The organism is Okeania sp. SIO3B5 (assembly GCF_010692555.1).
Taxonomy (GTDB): Bacteria; Cyanobacteriota; Cyanobacteriia; order Cyanobacteriales; family Microcoleaceae; genus Okeania.
Genome location: NZ_JAAHHG010000090.1, coordinates 13,299 through 27,303 on the forward strand (window position 1 = coordinate 13,299; position 14,005 = coordinate 27,303).

The following is a 14,005-nucleotide window of genomic DNA, read 5'->3' on the forward strand; positions in this document are numbered from 1 at the left end:
TAAAGATTTTAGCCTTTTTAGGTATTGAAAAAGTACATGGTTTTCAGCTCTTCATGGTCATGCATGGAGCGCATTTTTAGCGCATAGTTGGGCAAAAAAATTCTCCCCTACTCCCCTACTCCCCTACTCCCCCGCTCCCCTACTCCTTAAAAAGACTTTTTCAGCAAGCCCTAATTATTTCACTGCCCAATTTTTTATATAAACTCTAAAAAATCTGCTATTTGAAGTTAACTTTAGAAATATCCGACTACCTCCTGTAAATTCCCCCTAACTTCTGACTTCTGACTTCTGACTTCTGACTTCATTAACGGCGTATCTTAGCAAAGTCTACCATTCTACTAATACGAATCCCTCGGTCCATTACATAAGCAACTTCAGGATAAAATTGAGCTGGTGGTGTTTCTGGCCCTCTAGCTACTTGCTCTGCAATTCTAATAATAGTTGGCTCCATCCGTAAAGTCATAATTACACTTTGAGAATTTCCTTTAGCACCAGCGTGGACTATTCCTCGTAAACGGCCCCACACTAAAATATCTCCATCGGCAATGATAGAACCACCAGGGTTAACATCTCCTACAATTACTACCGTACCGGGGTGCCTAATTTCTACTCCGGAACGAATGGTCATCTGTAAATATAAAGGTTCAAACATAGGTTGAACTTTTTCTGTAGGAGCTTGGTTGAGAGTAGTAATGTCAGATTTTTGCTCTACAGAATAGCCTACTGTGACTGCTGCTACAGCAGTTTGGCGACGTGAAGTCTGAACTGTGGTTAATTCTAGTTCTACTTCTAAAAGAGCTTCAGCTATTTCTTGTAGTTGACGAGTATCTAATAAGCGGTCAAAAGCAATGAGCTGTACCTCTGTTTTTGGCTGCCAAAATCTTTCTCCTGCTTTGAGGCGTTGCTTGAACTGTTGCCAAATTTCTGTCCAAGTCATAGCAGTTGGATTTTCTATCTCACCGTTATTAAATTCTGGTGGCAATAGTAATAACAATTTTCCTTCCTCTGTTTTGAATCTGACTTGTAAGTTGGTACTTACTTCTGGTGTAGAGGGGGGAGTTGTTGAGATAGAATCATCAGAGGACATAGAGTATGGAATTTAATTTTTAATCTTTTTTTTTTGCCATACTATCTTATCATATCAGTTATTAATTAAGAGTTTTGCTATTGCTCTATATAATCATTTCCTTTTCTAAACTATTTGAAACTTTAGGCATAGCTTTGTCCTTCTTAATCAAGAATTCTTTAATAACGCTCTAAATCCTGCTTGAACAAAATGAATATCTGTAGTTAATGCTTCTGTTATCATTCGTTCTTTCATTACAATAAATGAAATACAGTCAACAATTCCCCAGCTTTTATCTTGTCTTTGACAATATCATTCAAAGGCTTTTTGATAAAGTTTATGAATAAATAAACTCCTTTATAAAACAAATTTTTAAGATTTTAAAAGTTATTATGTCAGCCAGAGATAAATTTCATGATTCTGTAAAAATAGGTTTAGAAAAACAAGGATGGGAGATTACAGATGATCCTTTGAAAATTCGATATGGTCAAGAAGATAAAATTTCCATTGACTTAGGTGCAGAGAGAATTTTAGCAGCAAGAAAGGGTAAAGATAAGATAGCGGTAGAAATTAAAAGTTTCCTCAATGACTCAGTTATTTTTGATTTTCATTTAGCTTTAGGACAATTCTTAAATTATCGTTTAGTATTAGAAGAAGTAGAACCTGAAAGAGTTCTCTATTTGGCAGTGCCTATTGCTGCATATATATCATTTTTTCATCGAGATTTACCTCAAGATCCCTGAAAAAATATCAAGTTAAATTATTAGTTTATGACTCAATTAATCAGGAGGTTATACAATGGATAAATTAAATAAGTATCGTACTATTATTAAAAAGTTTTTAACGGAGCAGACTCAAGGAAACTCCTTAGATGAAGACATAGAAACAGAAATAGTTTTTGATCAAGAAAGGGAACGTTATTTATTAATTGATTTAGGTTGGCAAAAGCACCAACGAATTTATAATTGTGTAATTCATTTAGAGATAAAAAATGAAAAAATTTGGATTCAAAGAAATCAAACTGATTTACCAATTAGTGATAGGTTAATTGCTGAAGGAGTTCCCCCACAAGATATTGTTTTAGGCTTACAACCTGCTTATGTAAGAGAATATACTGGACTAGGCGTATGATATATCTTGCACGTTTATTAAAGTGAATTACCGAATAATTAATAATTAATAATTAATAATTAATAATTAAATAATTCGCGCCTTGAAGCCTCCCCTTTTAAGGGGAAAAAAGCGGTCGAGGGATGGATGGGTTTCCTAACCATATCCAATCGACCAAGAGAAGAAAAAATATTTCCTTATATTCAATTCCGTAGCGGTTTTAACCACAGGTAATTATCAATTATCAATTATCCATTATCCATTAATGAAGCTATAAATAAGTTATTGTTTGAACTGGCAATTAAATCAATCAGGTAATAATGATCATCAAAACATTAACACCTCGTTTTTATGGAGGTGAAACAGATTTAGAGGCGATCGCTCAATTGCTAAATAGTAGTGAATCAGCTCATCAATTCCATGAATGGCCTTCTTCGGCAGAAATGCTCATGCAATTGGAAACTCCCTCTGTAGACAAGCAGCGCGATATTTGTTTATGGGAAGATAGCAACCGTCAAGTTATGGCTATTGCGGGATTGATGATTCCAGAAATAGGGGAAGATATTGCAGGTATTTTGTGGTTTCGAGTTGATCCTAAGACTAAAGGCAATAATTTAGCTGAATCTGGCAGAAGCCCGACACCAAAACAAGTTTATGGTGTTCGGATGAATGCCAGTGTTTTTATGATATACTGCTTTATAGCAAATAAAATTCGCTCCTTATGCTTAAAGTAGTCAAAGTAAGACTTTACCCCAATAGCCAACAACAAGAAGCCTTAAGTCAATCTTTTGGCAATTGTCGCTGGTTGTGGAATTACTGTCTGAATTTGATGAACCAAACATATAAAGAAACAGGAAAAGGATTGTCAGGGTATGAAATTAAGAAGCTAATACCTCAACTTAAAAAAGAGTATGAATGGTTATCCTTGGCTTATTCGTCTTGCTTACAACAAGTGTGTTTAAATCTCGGTGTAGCTTTCAATAACTTCTTTGAACGTAGAACGCGCATATCCTCGGTTTAAATCAAAACATGGAAAGCAGTCAATTCAATACCCTCAAAATGTTAGGGTTTTATCTGATTACTTAAAAATCCCCAAAATAGGAGATATAAAAGCTGTTATTCACCGTCCCATTGAGGGGAAAATTAAGACTGTAACCATCAGTAAAAACTGTTGCGATCGATACTTTGCTTCAATTTTATTTGAAGATGGTAAAGAGAAACCATTATCATCAACAGAAGGAAAAGCTGTAGGGGTTGACGTTGGGTTAACTCACTTCTGTACAACGTCATCAGGTTTAAAATATGATAATCCAAGATTTTTGACTAAATATGAAAAAAATTTAAAACGAAAACAACAGCAACTATCTAGAAAAGAAAAAGGGTCTAATAACCGTAATAAAGCTAGAAAGAAAGTTGCTAGAGTCCACCGCAAAATAACTAACTGTCGTGAGGATTTTCTACACAAACTGTCGCGTAGAATAGTTGACGAAAACCAAGTCATAGTAACAGAAAATCTCAACGTTAAAGGTATGATGAAAAACCATTGTCTAGCTAAAGCAATAGGGCAAGTAGGATGGGGAATGTTTATGAGTATGCTGAAATATAAAGCAGAAGAAAATGGTAAAACCTATGTTGAAGTTGATAGGTTCTTTCCTAGTTCTAAGACTTGTCATGTTTGCTTAAATCAGATGGGTAGCTTACCCCTTGATATCAGGCGATGGACTTGTCAATCATGTAATACTACACACGACAGAGATATTAACGCAGCTATTTCTCTCAGAGACGAGGGACTACGAATTATTTCCTGTGGGACACGGGATCAAGCCGATCGCCAAACTGTAAGACGTAGCAGTAGAGGACGTAAGAAATCCACTACTACGCTAGTTTCTGGGTAGGAAGCCGACGCTTAAATCTTTGATTTAAGCGTTCGGTAGTTCACAAGCTCAAATTCTGGAGTGGGGAGAGAAACGGATGGGGGAAGTCGGTCGGGAAAGAAATGTCAAAGTTAAACTGCTGTCTGGAGGACATAGTGATAATGTTGAACGTATAGCTTTATTAGAAAGTTGTGGTTTTAAAATAGGGCGGTATTTTTTAATGATGGAGCGATCGCTTACTGACCCTATTCCAGAAGCTGAGTTTCCAGAAGGTTTTACCCTAAAACATATAGATAATGAAGCAGATGCAGCAGTTTGGGCAGAAATGTTGAATCAAACTTTTATTGACCATTGGAATCATCAAGATATTACTGTTGAGTCTGTGAAGGATAAACTCAATGATCCTAAATATCAATCGGAATTAAGTTTAGTTGCAGTTGCGCCTGATGGTACTTTTGCTGCTTGTTGTGATTTTCAGATTCACCCAGAAAATAATGAGTTGAATAAACGCAAAGATGGTTTAGTTAGTCTCCTTGGCACCCGACGTGGTTTCAGGAAGCGGGGATTAGGTAGTGGTATTTTGTTGTCGGCGCTGAAGTTGTTGAAAGCAGAGGGGATGGAAACGGTGATGTTGTATGTTGATGCAGATAATCTTTCGGGTGCAACGCGACTTTATGAGTCGGTGGGTTTCCGGAGGGTTAATACTCAAATAGCCTATATTAAGGCAGTTTAGGTAATTTCAGCTATCAGTTATCAGTTATCAGTACCCCTACAATAAGGAGGTTTGAAATATGGAATATTCTATTTTGTTATCCTCTTAAAAGGGGAGCTTTAGACCACAATTTTTCGGTAAAAGGTGGTCTCATTCACTTTCTTCAAGAGATATTAGAGTTAGGACTTATGCAGTAGAACATTTTTCTGTCATTGCGAGTGATAGGGAAGCAATCTCAAACGCTACTTTTTCGTTCCTCGTGCGTAAGCCCTGAGAGTATGTAATTTTTTTTGCAGTATAGCGAAACAGTTAGTCACTTCAACTTTCTTCAACAATAGTATAGTCCATATTTCAGCCGTTATTCACTATGACGATACAGAACTACAAAAAATTTTTCTCTACCCCTTGACAAAAAAGTAATATATTATGTAGTATATATTTATGCCAGTTATGGGAATGTCTCTAAATCTGGAAAATCAAACCTTGTATTGTAGTATAAGGTAGTAATGATTTTGAGAATATTGGCGATCGCATAATCCCATATTACAAATTTTCCGTAAATAAAGGAGGAGTAAATGTTAGAGAAAAAGAGAAATTTAAGATATTAAAACACACCTCTATGCAATGCGAACTGTGTGAAAGGGAGATGGAAAAATTAACCGTCCATCACCTAATTCCCAAACAAAACACCAAACGCAAAAAAATTAACCCAGGTCCCACTATTGATATTTGTTCGGCCTGTCATCGGCAAGTTCATGCCTTCTTTGATAATAAGCGTTTAGCTCAAGAATTAAACACTGTTGAAAAACTGAAACATGAGCCAAAAATGCAAAATTTTCTGTTGTGGGTAAGCAAACAAAACTCAAATAAAAGGATACAAGTACACCGCCGAAGGTAAGAAATTTTATTATGAGCGATCGGGAAAATAACTTCAATAATTGGTAGTAGCATTTGTAAGTAGAGATCAATAAAATTAGACAAAATAATACAGTGCTTTCCGTTGTTATGAGGTACACCCGCGCGGGCAAGATGTTCGTACTACAATATTTTCACGATTTATCCTGTACATCATTTGCCCGAAATCTGCTGTAATTATCGTTCTGTAAATCCTAACCCCTGTAGCCCAACAGGAAGAGGCGCTAGACTTAGAATCTAGATGTTGCTGGTGCCTCCTGGGGAGGAACTGCGTTTTCGATTCCAGTCAGGGGTATTGGTGGCACGCGGAGATGAAGCAAGAGTGGCTTATTAGGTTCATAACCTAAAAATCAGTGAGTGCAACTCTCACCTCCGCCACCAAATGCAGGTGTGATGTAAAGTCTTTTTGTGAGTTCAAATCTCACCACTCGCTTTTATACTCCTGTAGCTCAATGGTAGAGCATTTGCCTTACAAGCAAGTGGTTGTGAGTTCAAATCTCGCCAGGAGTATTATGCTTCCATAGCTCAATGGATAGAGCAACACTCTTCTAAAGTGAAGGTTCCAGGTTCAAATCCTGGTGGAGGCGTTGAACAGATCAATGTTCAAAATGTACAACTAAAAAAGGAGGTTATTTTCATTGACTTTATTTAAAACTAACCCGTGCAATTGTTCCTAGCGTGACCCAACATTTAGAGCATACATACTTAGTACGAGAGGAAGAGTAACACTATAAAAATAGTGGGCGCGTGAGAACGGGGAGTGCGAAGAACCCGATAGGTTGGCTTCAAAGTAGCAATCCTTTAAAGAGTGTGTGGTAACTCATCGGCGGAGTTCCCTTAGTAACTGAGAAAGCGCAGAAAACGCTCTCATAACTTGCACGCTAGACAATTTGCAATTTGAATCAGGCAGAAGGCATCCCCACCTACTGCCTTTGAAAGGGCAGGGCTGTTTCATTCTCACTTTAGGTGTAGAATTATAGAGTAAGAAGCAAATTTTACCCCAAATTTGGCCTAACATTAGCTTGAATGCCCACTTTTTGTGATGTAAAGCAGTGCGTTCGCGGAGCGTTGCGTCAGCAGTATCGCGTAGTGGTATGTAGTACTATCGCCACCAACCAATGTCAAACTGACCCAGAAATTGCCCTCTGCTATGCGATCGCAACTTCAGCTCAAAGTCTCCAGGGTATTCAAATCTGTTTCCAACTCTTCCAAATCATAACTACGCTCCACTTCCTCTTTACCGAGTAACCAGTGAAATTCCCATTTACTCATCTGTGCTAACTCACGAGCTTTGCCAAAAGAAAGTAAACCTTTTTGGTATAGTCGCACGGCAAGTTCAGTACGGACACGGGAGAGTTTTTCATCAGGTGGTATTCGCAATGCTTCTGTTAGTGGCTCGGAAATTTCTAAAGTTAGTTTGCTCATAGTTTTTTTTTGTTTTAAGAATAGTATAATATCATGTCCGGATAATTAGTTATAAAAAAACTTTCTCCTTCAACTCGAGTTCTTCTTCTTTCTTCCCCTCCTGGGAGGGGTTAGGGGTGGGTTGACTCCTGACTCCTGACTCCTGAGGACTGACTCCTCCGTAGTTATTTATTTATCACTGTTCAACCGGACATGATATAACTGATAACCGATCTGCCTTTAAATCTATATTAAGCAATAGCTTCGACTAATTCGTAATGTAATAACATTAATTGATTAGCAGGAATCGTTTCCATTGCATAAGTTGTTCCATCATTATTAGAAAATTCAACTTCAAATACTTGGTCATCATATTCCATAACAATTGTTCCTACTTGTCCTTTACATAAGATAATAGGTTCTTTTGTTTCAAAGTGGGTTGTTTGTCTATCTTGGGTTAAAGCGACAATATCTAATTCTTTGAATGTGTTCATTATTATACCTCATTTATTAACAGGATAACAGTTAGTTAATCTAGGAAAATCTTCTCCTTTACGAATTATCCAAGCCACTAAGATTAAAGATTCTCCTACATCAGTTTTGAGCAATAATTTCATATTATAGTGTGTACCATATTCATTAACTTTACGAATAATAACTGATTCATTGATAGCAGCTTGTTTAATTTCCTTTTTAAGAATATCTGCATTGGTTAAATTAATTCCTAATTTATTTTGAAAGAGAGTAGCTTTATTCTTACCCTTTTGATGATTAGGATTAAGACAATAGTTTTCTATTTTATTTCCTAAGTCTGCTTGATGTTTATTAGGTAGTTCCATCGTTTAAGGTTTTCTGCAATTATCTTAATTATTCCTCTATTAATTTTTTCAGATTGTTAATATTAGAAGAAAACTTTAGCTATCCTTTTTGTTGTTCAATTTGAGCTAACTGGAAATGCTCATAAATCTCTTCTCGTCTTTCTTCGCGGATATATTGCCTTAACAATAATTGAATTTCTTGCTTTTCATCCGTGGAAAGAGTTTTGATTAGCTCAACTACATCATTAAATGTCATAATTTTTCAGACCTCATTGTACCAAATGAATTTTCTCAGAATTTATCTAAAATCTAATAACTATAACGTTGGAGTTTCTTGGTATTTGTGGAATGAGGCGATCGCGGAATTTGACCGTATTTCCAATCTAATAACTATTGAACAATAGATGAATAAAACATCAATCTATGGGGAATGAGCGATCGCGTAGCGGAACGGATGTTCTATCGCTACTTTATCAAAATTCATCTAAAATCTAATAACTATAACGTTGGAGTTTGTTGGTATTTCTGGAAGGAGGCGATCGCTCTTTACCGAAAAATTGCGGTTGAAAGCCTCCTCTTTTAAGAGGATAAAAAGAAAAATTTTCCTTTGAGTCAATCCTCTTCTTTTAAAGGAGAGGTAATTCTAAATTCTAAATTCTAAATTCTAAATTCTTGAAAGGGTTATCATTTATAATATCTCAAGTAATTCCTAAATAAATCTGGAGGTAATTATGTCAGAAAAATTGACAGTTATGGCTGATGAATATCCAGACACCAGTAATATGATTCTGGAGGATGATACTCCCTTGGATAGTTTTATTAATGAAAAACAACAACGTTTGCTAACAACTGTTTTTTATAGCGGTGCTGAAATACCAATAAATGTTCCTTTTCTTGTTGCTGCTAATGTAGGTTTATTCTCTTATGTCGGAGATTCAGGAATTGTACCTGATGTGTTTTTAAGCTTGAATATTCCTGGTGGAGAAAAATGGTGGGAACGTAATGTTCGCTCTTATTTATTCTGGGAATTTGGCAAGTCTCCAGATGTAGTAATTGAAATTGTTTCTCCCACTCCAGGCAATGAATTAGGAAGTAAATTGACAGACTATGCTAAGTTACGAATTCCTTATTATGTTGTCTACGATCCGCTGCAAAAACTAAGTAAAACTTTTCTTCAAGTATTTCAACTTCAAGGCACTTTTTATGTTCCTAAAAATAATGCTTTGTTTCCCGATCTAAATTTAGGATTAACTCTTTGGAATGGTGTCTTTGAAAATCTTAGTGGTACTTGGTTACGTTGGTGTGATGTTGATGGGAATATAATTACAACAGGGGATGAATTAGCAGCAGAAAAAAATGTTAAAATATCCCAAAAAAATGCAGAAATATCCCAAAAGGATGTTGAGATTTCTCAAAATATTTTGGAAATATCTCAAAAGAATGCAGAAATTTCTCAACTTAAACAAGCGTTATTATTGGCAATAGAGATGGGATTAAAATTCAGATTTGGTGATGAAGTTGCGGGAATGTTATCGGAAATTTCTGCAATTAATGATGTGAAGTTGTTACAGGAAATTGTTTCTCAAATTCCCCAGGTTTCCTCAGCAGATGAATTGCGAAAACTATATTTGAGCGAGTAGGGAGTAGGAAGAAGGCTTTAGTTGTTTAGGAGAGAAGGCGATATAGCTGCCGCCACCATCCTCCGCCAACGCTACTTAATCAGAATTTATCTAAAATCTAAAAACTATAACGTTGGAGTTTTTTAGTATTTGTGGAAGAAGGCGATCGCTATTTTGACTGTATTTCCAATCTAATAACTATTGGACAATAGATAAATAAAACATCCATCTATGGAGAATCAGCGATCGCGGAGCGGAACGGATGTTCTATCGCTACTTTCTCAGAATTTATCTAAAATCTAAAAACTATAACGTTGGAGTTTTTTGGTATTTGTGGAAGGAGGCGATCGCTATTTTGACCGTATTTCCAATCTAATAACTATTGAACAATAGATGAATAAAACATCAATCTATGGGGAATGAGCGATCGCGGAGCGGAACGGATGTTCTATCGCTACTTTCTCAGAATTTATCTAAAATCTAAAAACTATAACGTTGCAGTTTTTGGGTATTTGTGGAAGGAGGCGATATAGCTGTCGCTAGGCTCCGCCAACGCTATTTTATCTAAATGCAGTAGGTTGGGTTAAGCGAGAGCGCAACCCAACAAAAACCTATGTAGCTTGAGTTGCCGTTATTCTACTTGAGTAATAGTCATAATAAAGTTGGGTTTATCCTACGGATAAGCTACGCTAACGATACCTCAACCCAACCTACGTTTACTATGCAGAATCAGCGATCGCTACTTGCTCAGAATTTATCTAAAATATAATAACTATAACGTTGGAGTTTCTTGTTATTTGTGGAAGGAAGCGATATAGCTGCCGCCACCATCCTCCGCCAACGCTACTTTCTCAGAGTTTATCTAAAATATAATAACTATAACGTTGCAGTTTTTTGGTATTTATGGAAGGAGGTGAGCGCTCTTGTGACTCCGTCTCAAAACTCTTGTAAAACAGATGAATAAAACATCAATAAGCGTGAGGATTAGCGATCGCTACTTTCTCAGAATTCATCTAAAATCTAAAAACTATAACGTTGCAGTTTTTGGGTATTTGTGGAAGAAGGCGATATAGCTGCCGCCACCATCCTCCGCCAACGCTACTTAATCAGAATTCATCTAAAATCTAATAACTATAACGTTGCAGTTTTTGGGTATTTGTGGGAGAAGGCGATCGCTATCTGCCAGGGAAGAATGAGCATTTTGAGGCTTTATCTTCTCCAAATTTTAATGGTCTGATCCCTTCCTCCGCTAATTAATGTTTTTCCATCTGGACTTATTGCAATAGATGTAACTCCTCGGTGATGCTCTTGAGGAAAGGGTTGTGATTCTTTTTCATAAATTTTCCAATCTACAATTTTTCCATCATTGCTTCCACTCACTAAAGTTTTACCGTCTGGAGTAAATACTAAACAAGTAATAGCTTCTGAATGCTGGAGCGTTTCAAGGATTCCTTCTGGATTAAGATTCCATAGTTTAATAGTATTGTCGTTGCCTCCACTAGCAAGGGTTTCCCCATCGGGACTAAACCCAAGGGTATAAACAGCACCAAGGTGTCCTGAAAGTGTACCTAAACATCTTTTATCCACGATATTCCAGACTTTGATGGTTTTATCATAACTACAGCTTGCCAGAATTTTTCCATTTTTAGGATTAAAAGCAATACAAGTGACTTTATCTGAATGCCCAGAAAGCTTGATAATTTCTTTTCCCGTTTCTACATCCCATAATTTAATGTCTTGGTTATTATTGGCTGCTAAGATTTTGCCATCTGGACTAAAAGTAACTGAGTCAAAACCCTCAAAGTCAAAAAAATTACTCAAAATGGTTTTGTTTAGGGTGTGGAGTGGATTGATTTGATCTAAACGCCAAATCTTTACCTGGTAATCTTTACAGGCCGCGATTAACTGACCATCTGGACTAATTGCAACAGAGGTAAACCATGTATCAAAGGTATCTTCCAAAGTAATTTCTTGTCGTATTTGCCAGGTATTTTTCTCCCTTTGCCAACTTTTAATAATTTGATTTCCGCCACTAATAAAATATTCTTGGTTTGGGTTTTGACTAAAAGCTAACTTTAATCCATAACGAACAATATTTTTCTGGGAAAAGTTTATCACTTGTTTAGCCAATCTATCAACAAAGCCAACTCCACTAGACTGAGTATAATAATTTTCTGTTAGGCTAATAATTTCTTGTGGAATAATATTTTTGCTCCTATCTTTTAAATCCTTCCGATAAAAAAGATAAGGTCTAATTCGCTGCGCTCTACTCGGCAAATATCTTGGCAAATGTCCTTGAGGAGCATTTAGACTAAAAGTATGTTCTCTCCACAATAGCCACTCGTTTTTGTCTTTTACATACCAACCTACGTTCTCTCCAAACTTATTGTAGACATCATGATCATTATATCCAATTTGACCACCAAGCATTAACCAAATCTGCTTTTGTACACTAAATCCAAATTTGCCATTACTATGTTTAAACCAAAGTTCGTCAATAATTTTTAAATCTGTGGAGGGAAACTTTTGCATATCTTCCTTAGTTAACCAACCTCTTTCTTCCTGACCAGATACTTGAAGGATTAATCTTGCGGTTTCTTTATCAGCTTCTTTCCAATTTTGTGCTATTAACAATTTACGAAGTTGAGTATATTCCAACTCCTCTACTACCTCCACATACTCCCCACCCAAACGCCTCAATACCTGAGCAGTAACTGTCGCAAAATATCCCACCTCCTCAACAACCCCACTATCTTCAACCTCCTTCTCCCTCCTCAAAACAGCAGCAAAATCTTCCAAGGACAAACCGACTCTCTCTGCCACATATTCCGACACCTTATCCACCACCTGCAACACCCATTCTGAAGGCATCGAATCTATCAATAATTCTCTCACCCCATCCACAAACCCATACACAACATCATCCGGATTAGTCTCCACCTTAATTTCAGACAAAGGCTTTAATAAACCTCCCAAAAACACCTCCGCCACATTAACTTGTAGAGACTCTGGTAACAAAGCTCCTCGAATCAACCGCACTACAGGCAAAGTAATAGGCACCGCCGCTAATAAACCTGCCAATTTTCTCGCCATGGGAGAAGCAGTCACCCGAAATGCTTGTACTCGCTCCTCCGCACTCAACTGACTATAGTCAAGATTAAACAACCTATTCTCTTTAACCGGAGCATCCAATTTAAACACAAACCCCAAAGTCGAAACACTACTTTTACCAGACAACATTTGTGCCCAAGTGGTTGCCTTATCCTCTTCCAAAGTGAATATCGGAACTTTAACGCCTTTTTTCTCCTCCAACTCCTCCCACAAAGACACTTCCTGAGCAATTAAATTTTGGTTAGACACTCCTGGAGTTAATCCCCGCAACCTTACCTCGGACGCTCTACCTAAAGCTGTTCGTTTCCACAACCACTTGGGCAACATTTGAATAATTGCCGTGGGTACAGAATTTGCCCAAATTTCCAATGCTTCTGTGACTGTGCCATCTCGCCAATAAGACGAAACACAATCACTCACTACCAATATCAAACGACGTCCGCTCCCATCTATTAATTCTTTGGAGCTACGGGGAAATTTATTTTTAGCTGCTGCACCTATCCCTCGACGAACCTGTACTTTTTCTCCATCATTGGCAGTCATCCCCCAGACTCGCACATCTCGGAAAATTCCATAGTTTTTCAGCAATTTTTCCAAATCTCTGATGGTTTGTCTCCAAATTTGCATCGATATACTTTCGTCAACTACCAATTCTAGGTCTAACCAAGGTTCTAAGGTAGGTCTTAAGACGGGCAACCACAATTTTGTATTGGCAATATGTTCGATAGTGGCAGCTTCATCGACAACAAAATTTGTGCCAGCGGGAATACGACGCATTAAGGGTTTTAATGCTCGTGCCAAAGTTAATGGTTGACGCAAGGAAGGAGCATTGGGGGTTTTAAAGGATAAATCTAAGGATTCGGTTTGCTGTTGACTCTGGGGATAAATTTTTGCTTTTTGTGACTGGGAATCTCGATTTTTTCTTGTTTCATTTGAGTCTGGAGTCTGAGGTTTTGAGTCTGAGGATGTGGTTTTATTCTTGTTCGCTCCTATGTCTTCCTCAACCAAAGAAAAGTCTGGAGAAACTGACTCAGACTGAGATTCTTGTATTTGTAATGCCAACCAAATAGTATCCGCTATTTCCTCTGTTGACATTCCCGCTTTTTTACTCAGTGCGGTAATTAATTCGTCAATCATTTTTTTCCTCAATACTCAAATGTTTCAGCAACACTTCTGTCAAATTTTCCTCATCCTGTTTTCGGGTTTTAATATCATGTTCCCCCTCCGGGGGAGCTGCGCTAACGGTTGATGCACCCATGCCGAGCGGAATCTCATAAAGTGCATCAACGTCGTCGCGGATTCCAAGCGAGCTGCCTTACCCTTTGACTTAGTTGGTTGGCACAACGCTCTAGGGAAGCTAGAAATAGCCCGGTATG

At 37.3% G+C, this 14,005-nt stretch carries 14 protein-coding genes, 4 tRNA genes and 1 pseudogene; 13 read left to right on the plus strand and 6 right to left on the minus strand.

Features of this window, described 5'->3' with window-relative positions; all coding sequences use genetic code 11:
- Positions 1-304: 304 nt before the first annotated feature.
- Positions 305-1,087: a septum site-determining protein MinC gene (gene minC / locus F6K54_RS14590; protein WP_293078640.1), complete on the minus strand. Its 783-nt coding sequence runs from the start codon at positions 1,085-1,087 to the stop codon at positions 305-307.
- Between the two features lie 371 nt (positions 1,088-1,458).
- Here minC and F6K54_RS14595 point away from each other — a divergent pair, with 371 nt between their 5' ends.
- From F6K54_RS14595 to F6K54_RS14640, 10 genes and pseudogenes are all read left to right on the plus strand, one after another.
- Positions 1,459-1,809 carry a XisH family protein gene (locus F6K54_RS14595; RefSeq protein WP_366558140.1) on the plus strand — a complete coding sequence of 117 codons (351 nt, stop codon included), beginning with the start codon at positions 1,459-1,461 and terminating at the stop codon, positions 1,807-1,809.
- A gap of 55 nt (positions 1,810-1,864) precedes the next feature.
- Positions 1,865-2,197, plus strand: coding sequence for a XisI protein (locus F6K54_RS14600; protein ID WP_293078642.1), 333 nt, complete (start codon positions 1,865-1,867; stop codon positions 2,195-2,197).
- Between the two features lie 299 nt (positions 2,198-2,496).
- Positions 2,497-2,910 (plus strand): hypothetical protein, encoded by a 414-nt coding sequence (locus tag F6K54_RS14605; protein WP_293078644.1) that lies wholly within the window; start codon positions 2,497-2,499, stop codon positions 2,908-2,910.
- A pseudogene (locus F6K54_RS14610) lies at positions 2,898-4,071 on the plus strand (RNA-guided endonuclease InsQ/TnpB family protein). Before F6K54_RS14605 ends, F6K54_RS14610 begins: the two are co-directional and overlap by 13 nt.
- A 76-nt stretch (positions 4,072-4,147) precedes the next feature.
- Positions 4,148-4,783, plus strand: coding sequence for a GNAT family N-acetyltransferase (locus tag F6K54_RS14615; RefSeq protein ID WP_293078646.1), 636 nt, complete (start codon positions 4,148-4,150; stop codon positions 4,781-4,783).
- A gap of 598 nt (positions 4,784-5,381) precedes the next feature.
- Positions 5,382-5,660, plus strand: coding sequence for an HNH endonuclease (locus F6K54_RS14620; RefSeq protein WP_293078648.1), 279 nt, complete (start codon positions 5,382-5,384; stop codon positions 5,658-5,660).
- Positions 5,661-5,874: 214 nt separating this feature from the next.
- A tRNA-Leu gene (locus F6K54_RS14625) sits at positions 5,875-5,972 on the plus strand.
- 10 nt (positions 5,973-5,982) lie between these two features.
- Positions 5,983-6,058, plus strand: a tRNA-Met gene (locus F6K54_RS14630).
- A gap of 57 nt (positions 6,059-6,115) precedes the next feature.
- A tRNA-Val gene (locus F6K54_RS14635) sits at positions 6,116-6,187 on the plus strand.
- 4 nt (positions 6,188-6,191) lie between these two features.
- Positions 6,192-6,264: transfer RNA gene (locus tag F6K54_RS14640), tRNA-Arg, on the plus strand.
- A gap of 577 nt (positions 6,265-6,841) precedes the next feature.
- On the opposite strand, the gene F6K54_RS14645 is transcribed toward F6K54_RS14640, so the two are convergent.
- The 4 genes from F6K54_RS14645 to F6K54_RS14660 all read right to left on the minus strand — a co-directional run bounded on the left by F6K54_RS14645 (position 6,842) and on the right by F6K54_RS14660 (position 8,155).
- Positions 6,842-7,102 carry a UPF0175 family protein gene (locus F6K54_RS14645; RefSeq protein ID WP_293078650.1) on the minus strand — a complete coding sequence of 87 codons (261 nt, stop codon included), beginning with the start codon at positions 7,100-7,102 and terminating at the stop codon, positions 6,842-6,844.
- Positions 7,103-7,332: 230 nt separating this feature from the next.
- Positions 7,333-7,575, minus strand: coding sequence for a DUF4926 domain-containing protein (locus tag F6K54_RS14650; RefSeq protein ID WP_293078652.1), 243 nt, complete (start codon positions 7,573-7,575; stop codon positions 7,333-7,335).
- A gap of 9 nt (positions 7,576-7,584) precedes the next feature.
- Entirely contained in the window at positions 7,585-7,920 is a 336-nt protein-coding gene (locus F6K54_RS14655) for a DUF6883 domain-containing protein (RefSeq protein WP_293078654.1), read from the minus strand.
- Positions 7,921-7,999: 79 nt separating this feature from the next.
- The gene (locus tag F6K54_RS14660; RefSeq protein WP_293078656.1) at positions 8,000-8,155 is read right to left on the minus strand and encodes a hypothetical protein; all 156 of its coding nucleotides are present in this window, start codon (positions 8,153-8,155) and stop codon (positions 8,000-8,002) included.
- A gap of 25 nt (positions 8,156-8,180) precedes the next feature.
- Here F6K54_RS14660 and F6K54_RS14665 point away from each other — a divergent pair, with 25 nt between their 5' ends.
- The 3 genes from F6K54_RS14665 (at position 8,181) to F6K54_RS14675 (ending at position 9,539) form a co-directional block, all read left to right on the plus strand.
- A complete protein-coding gene (locus F6K54_RS14665; RefSeq protein WP_293078658.1) occupies positions 8,181-8,303 on the plus strand; it encodes a hypothetical protein in 123 nt (40 codons plus the stop codon).
- A 26-nt stretch (positions 8,304-8,329) separates the two neighbouring features.
- On the plus strand, positions 8,330-8,482 hold the full coding sequence (locus tag F6K54_RS14670) for a hypothetical protein (RefSeq protein ID WP_293078660.1): 153 nt from the start codon (positions 8,330-8,332) through the stop codon (positions 8,480-8,482).
- 148 nt (positions 8,483-8,630) lie between these two features.
- Entirely contained in the window at positions 8,631-9,539 is a 909-nt protein-coding gene (locus tag F6K54_RS14675) for a Uma2 family endonuclease (protein ID WP_293078662.1), read from the plus strand.
- Between the two features lie 1,188 nt (positions 9,540-10,727).
- On the opposite strand, the gene F6K54_RS14680 is transcribed toward F6K54_RS14675, so the two are convergent.
- Positions 10,728-13,766, minus strand: a complete 3,039-nt coding sequence (locus F6K54_RS14680) for an SAV_2336 N-terminal domain-related protein (protein WP_293078664.1) — start codon at positions 13,764-13,766, stop codon at positions 10,728-10,730.
- Positions 13,767-14,005: the final 239 nt, after the last annotated feature.

What these genes read in the sequence shown, in the direction of transcription:
- F6K54_RS14650 (WP_293078652.1), bottom strand. Translation starts at nt 7,575, where the DNA reads ATGAACACATTCAAAGAATTAGATATTGTCGCTTTAACCCAAGATAGA.
- F6K54_RS14655 (WP_293078654.1), bottom strand. Translation starts at nt 7,920, where the DNA reads ATGGAACTACCTAATAAACATCAAGCAGACTTAGGAAATAAAATAGAA.
- minC (WP_293078640.1), bottom strand. Translation starts at nt 1,087, where the DNA reads ATGTCCTCTGATGATTCTATCTCAACAACTCCCCCCTCTACACCAGAA.
- F6K54_RS14620 (WP_293078648.1), top strand. Translation starts at nt 5,382, where the DNA reads ATGCAATGCGAACTGTGTGAAAGGGAGATGGAAAAATTAACCGTCCAT.
- F6K54_RS14645 (WP_293078650.1), bottom strand. Translation starts at nt 7,102, where the DNA reads ATGAGCAAACTAACTTTAGAAATTTCCGAGCCACTAACAGAAGCATTG.
- F6K54_RS14605 (WP_293078644.1), top strand. Translation starts at nt 2,497, where the DNA reads ATGATCATCAAAACATTAACACCTCGTTTTTATGGAGGTGAAACAGAT.
- F6K54_RS14680 (WP_293078664.1), bottom strand. Translation starts at nt 13,766, where the DNA reads ATGATTGACGAATTAATTACCGCACTGAGTAAAAAAGCGGGAATGTCA.
- F6K54_RS14665 (WP_293078658.1), top strand. Translation starts at nt 8,181, where the DNA reads ATGAATTTTCTCAGAATTTATCTAAAATCTAATAACTATAACGTTGGA.
- F6K54_RS14660 (WP_293078656.1), bottom strand. Translation starts at nt 8,155, where the DNA reads ATGACATTTAATGATGTAGTTGAGCTAATCAAAACTCTTTCCACGGAT.
- F6K54_RS14675 (WP_293078662.1), top strand. Translation starts at nt 8,631, where the DNA reads ATGTCAGAAAAATTGACAGTTATGGCTGATGAATATCCAGACACCAGT.
- F6K54_RS14595 (WP_366558140.1), top strand. Translation starts at nt 1,459, where the DNA reads ATGTCAGCCAGAGATAAATTTCATGATTCTGTAAAAATAGGTTTAGAA.
- F6K54_RS14615 (WP_293078646.1), top strand. Translation starts at nt 4,148, where the DNA reads ATGGGGGAAGTCGGTCGGGAAAGAAATGTCAAAGTTAAACTGCTGTCT.
- F6K54_RS14600 (WP_293078642.1), top strand. Translation starts at nt 1,865, where the DNA reads ATGGATAAATTAAATAAGTATCGTACTATTATTAAAAAGTTTTTAACG.
- F6K54_RS14670 (WP_293078660.1), top strand. Translation starts at nt 8,330, where the DNA reads ATGAGCGATCGCGTAGCGGAACGGATGTTCTATCGCTACTTTATCAAA.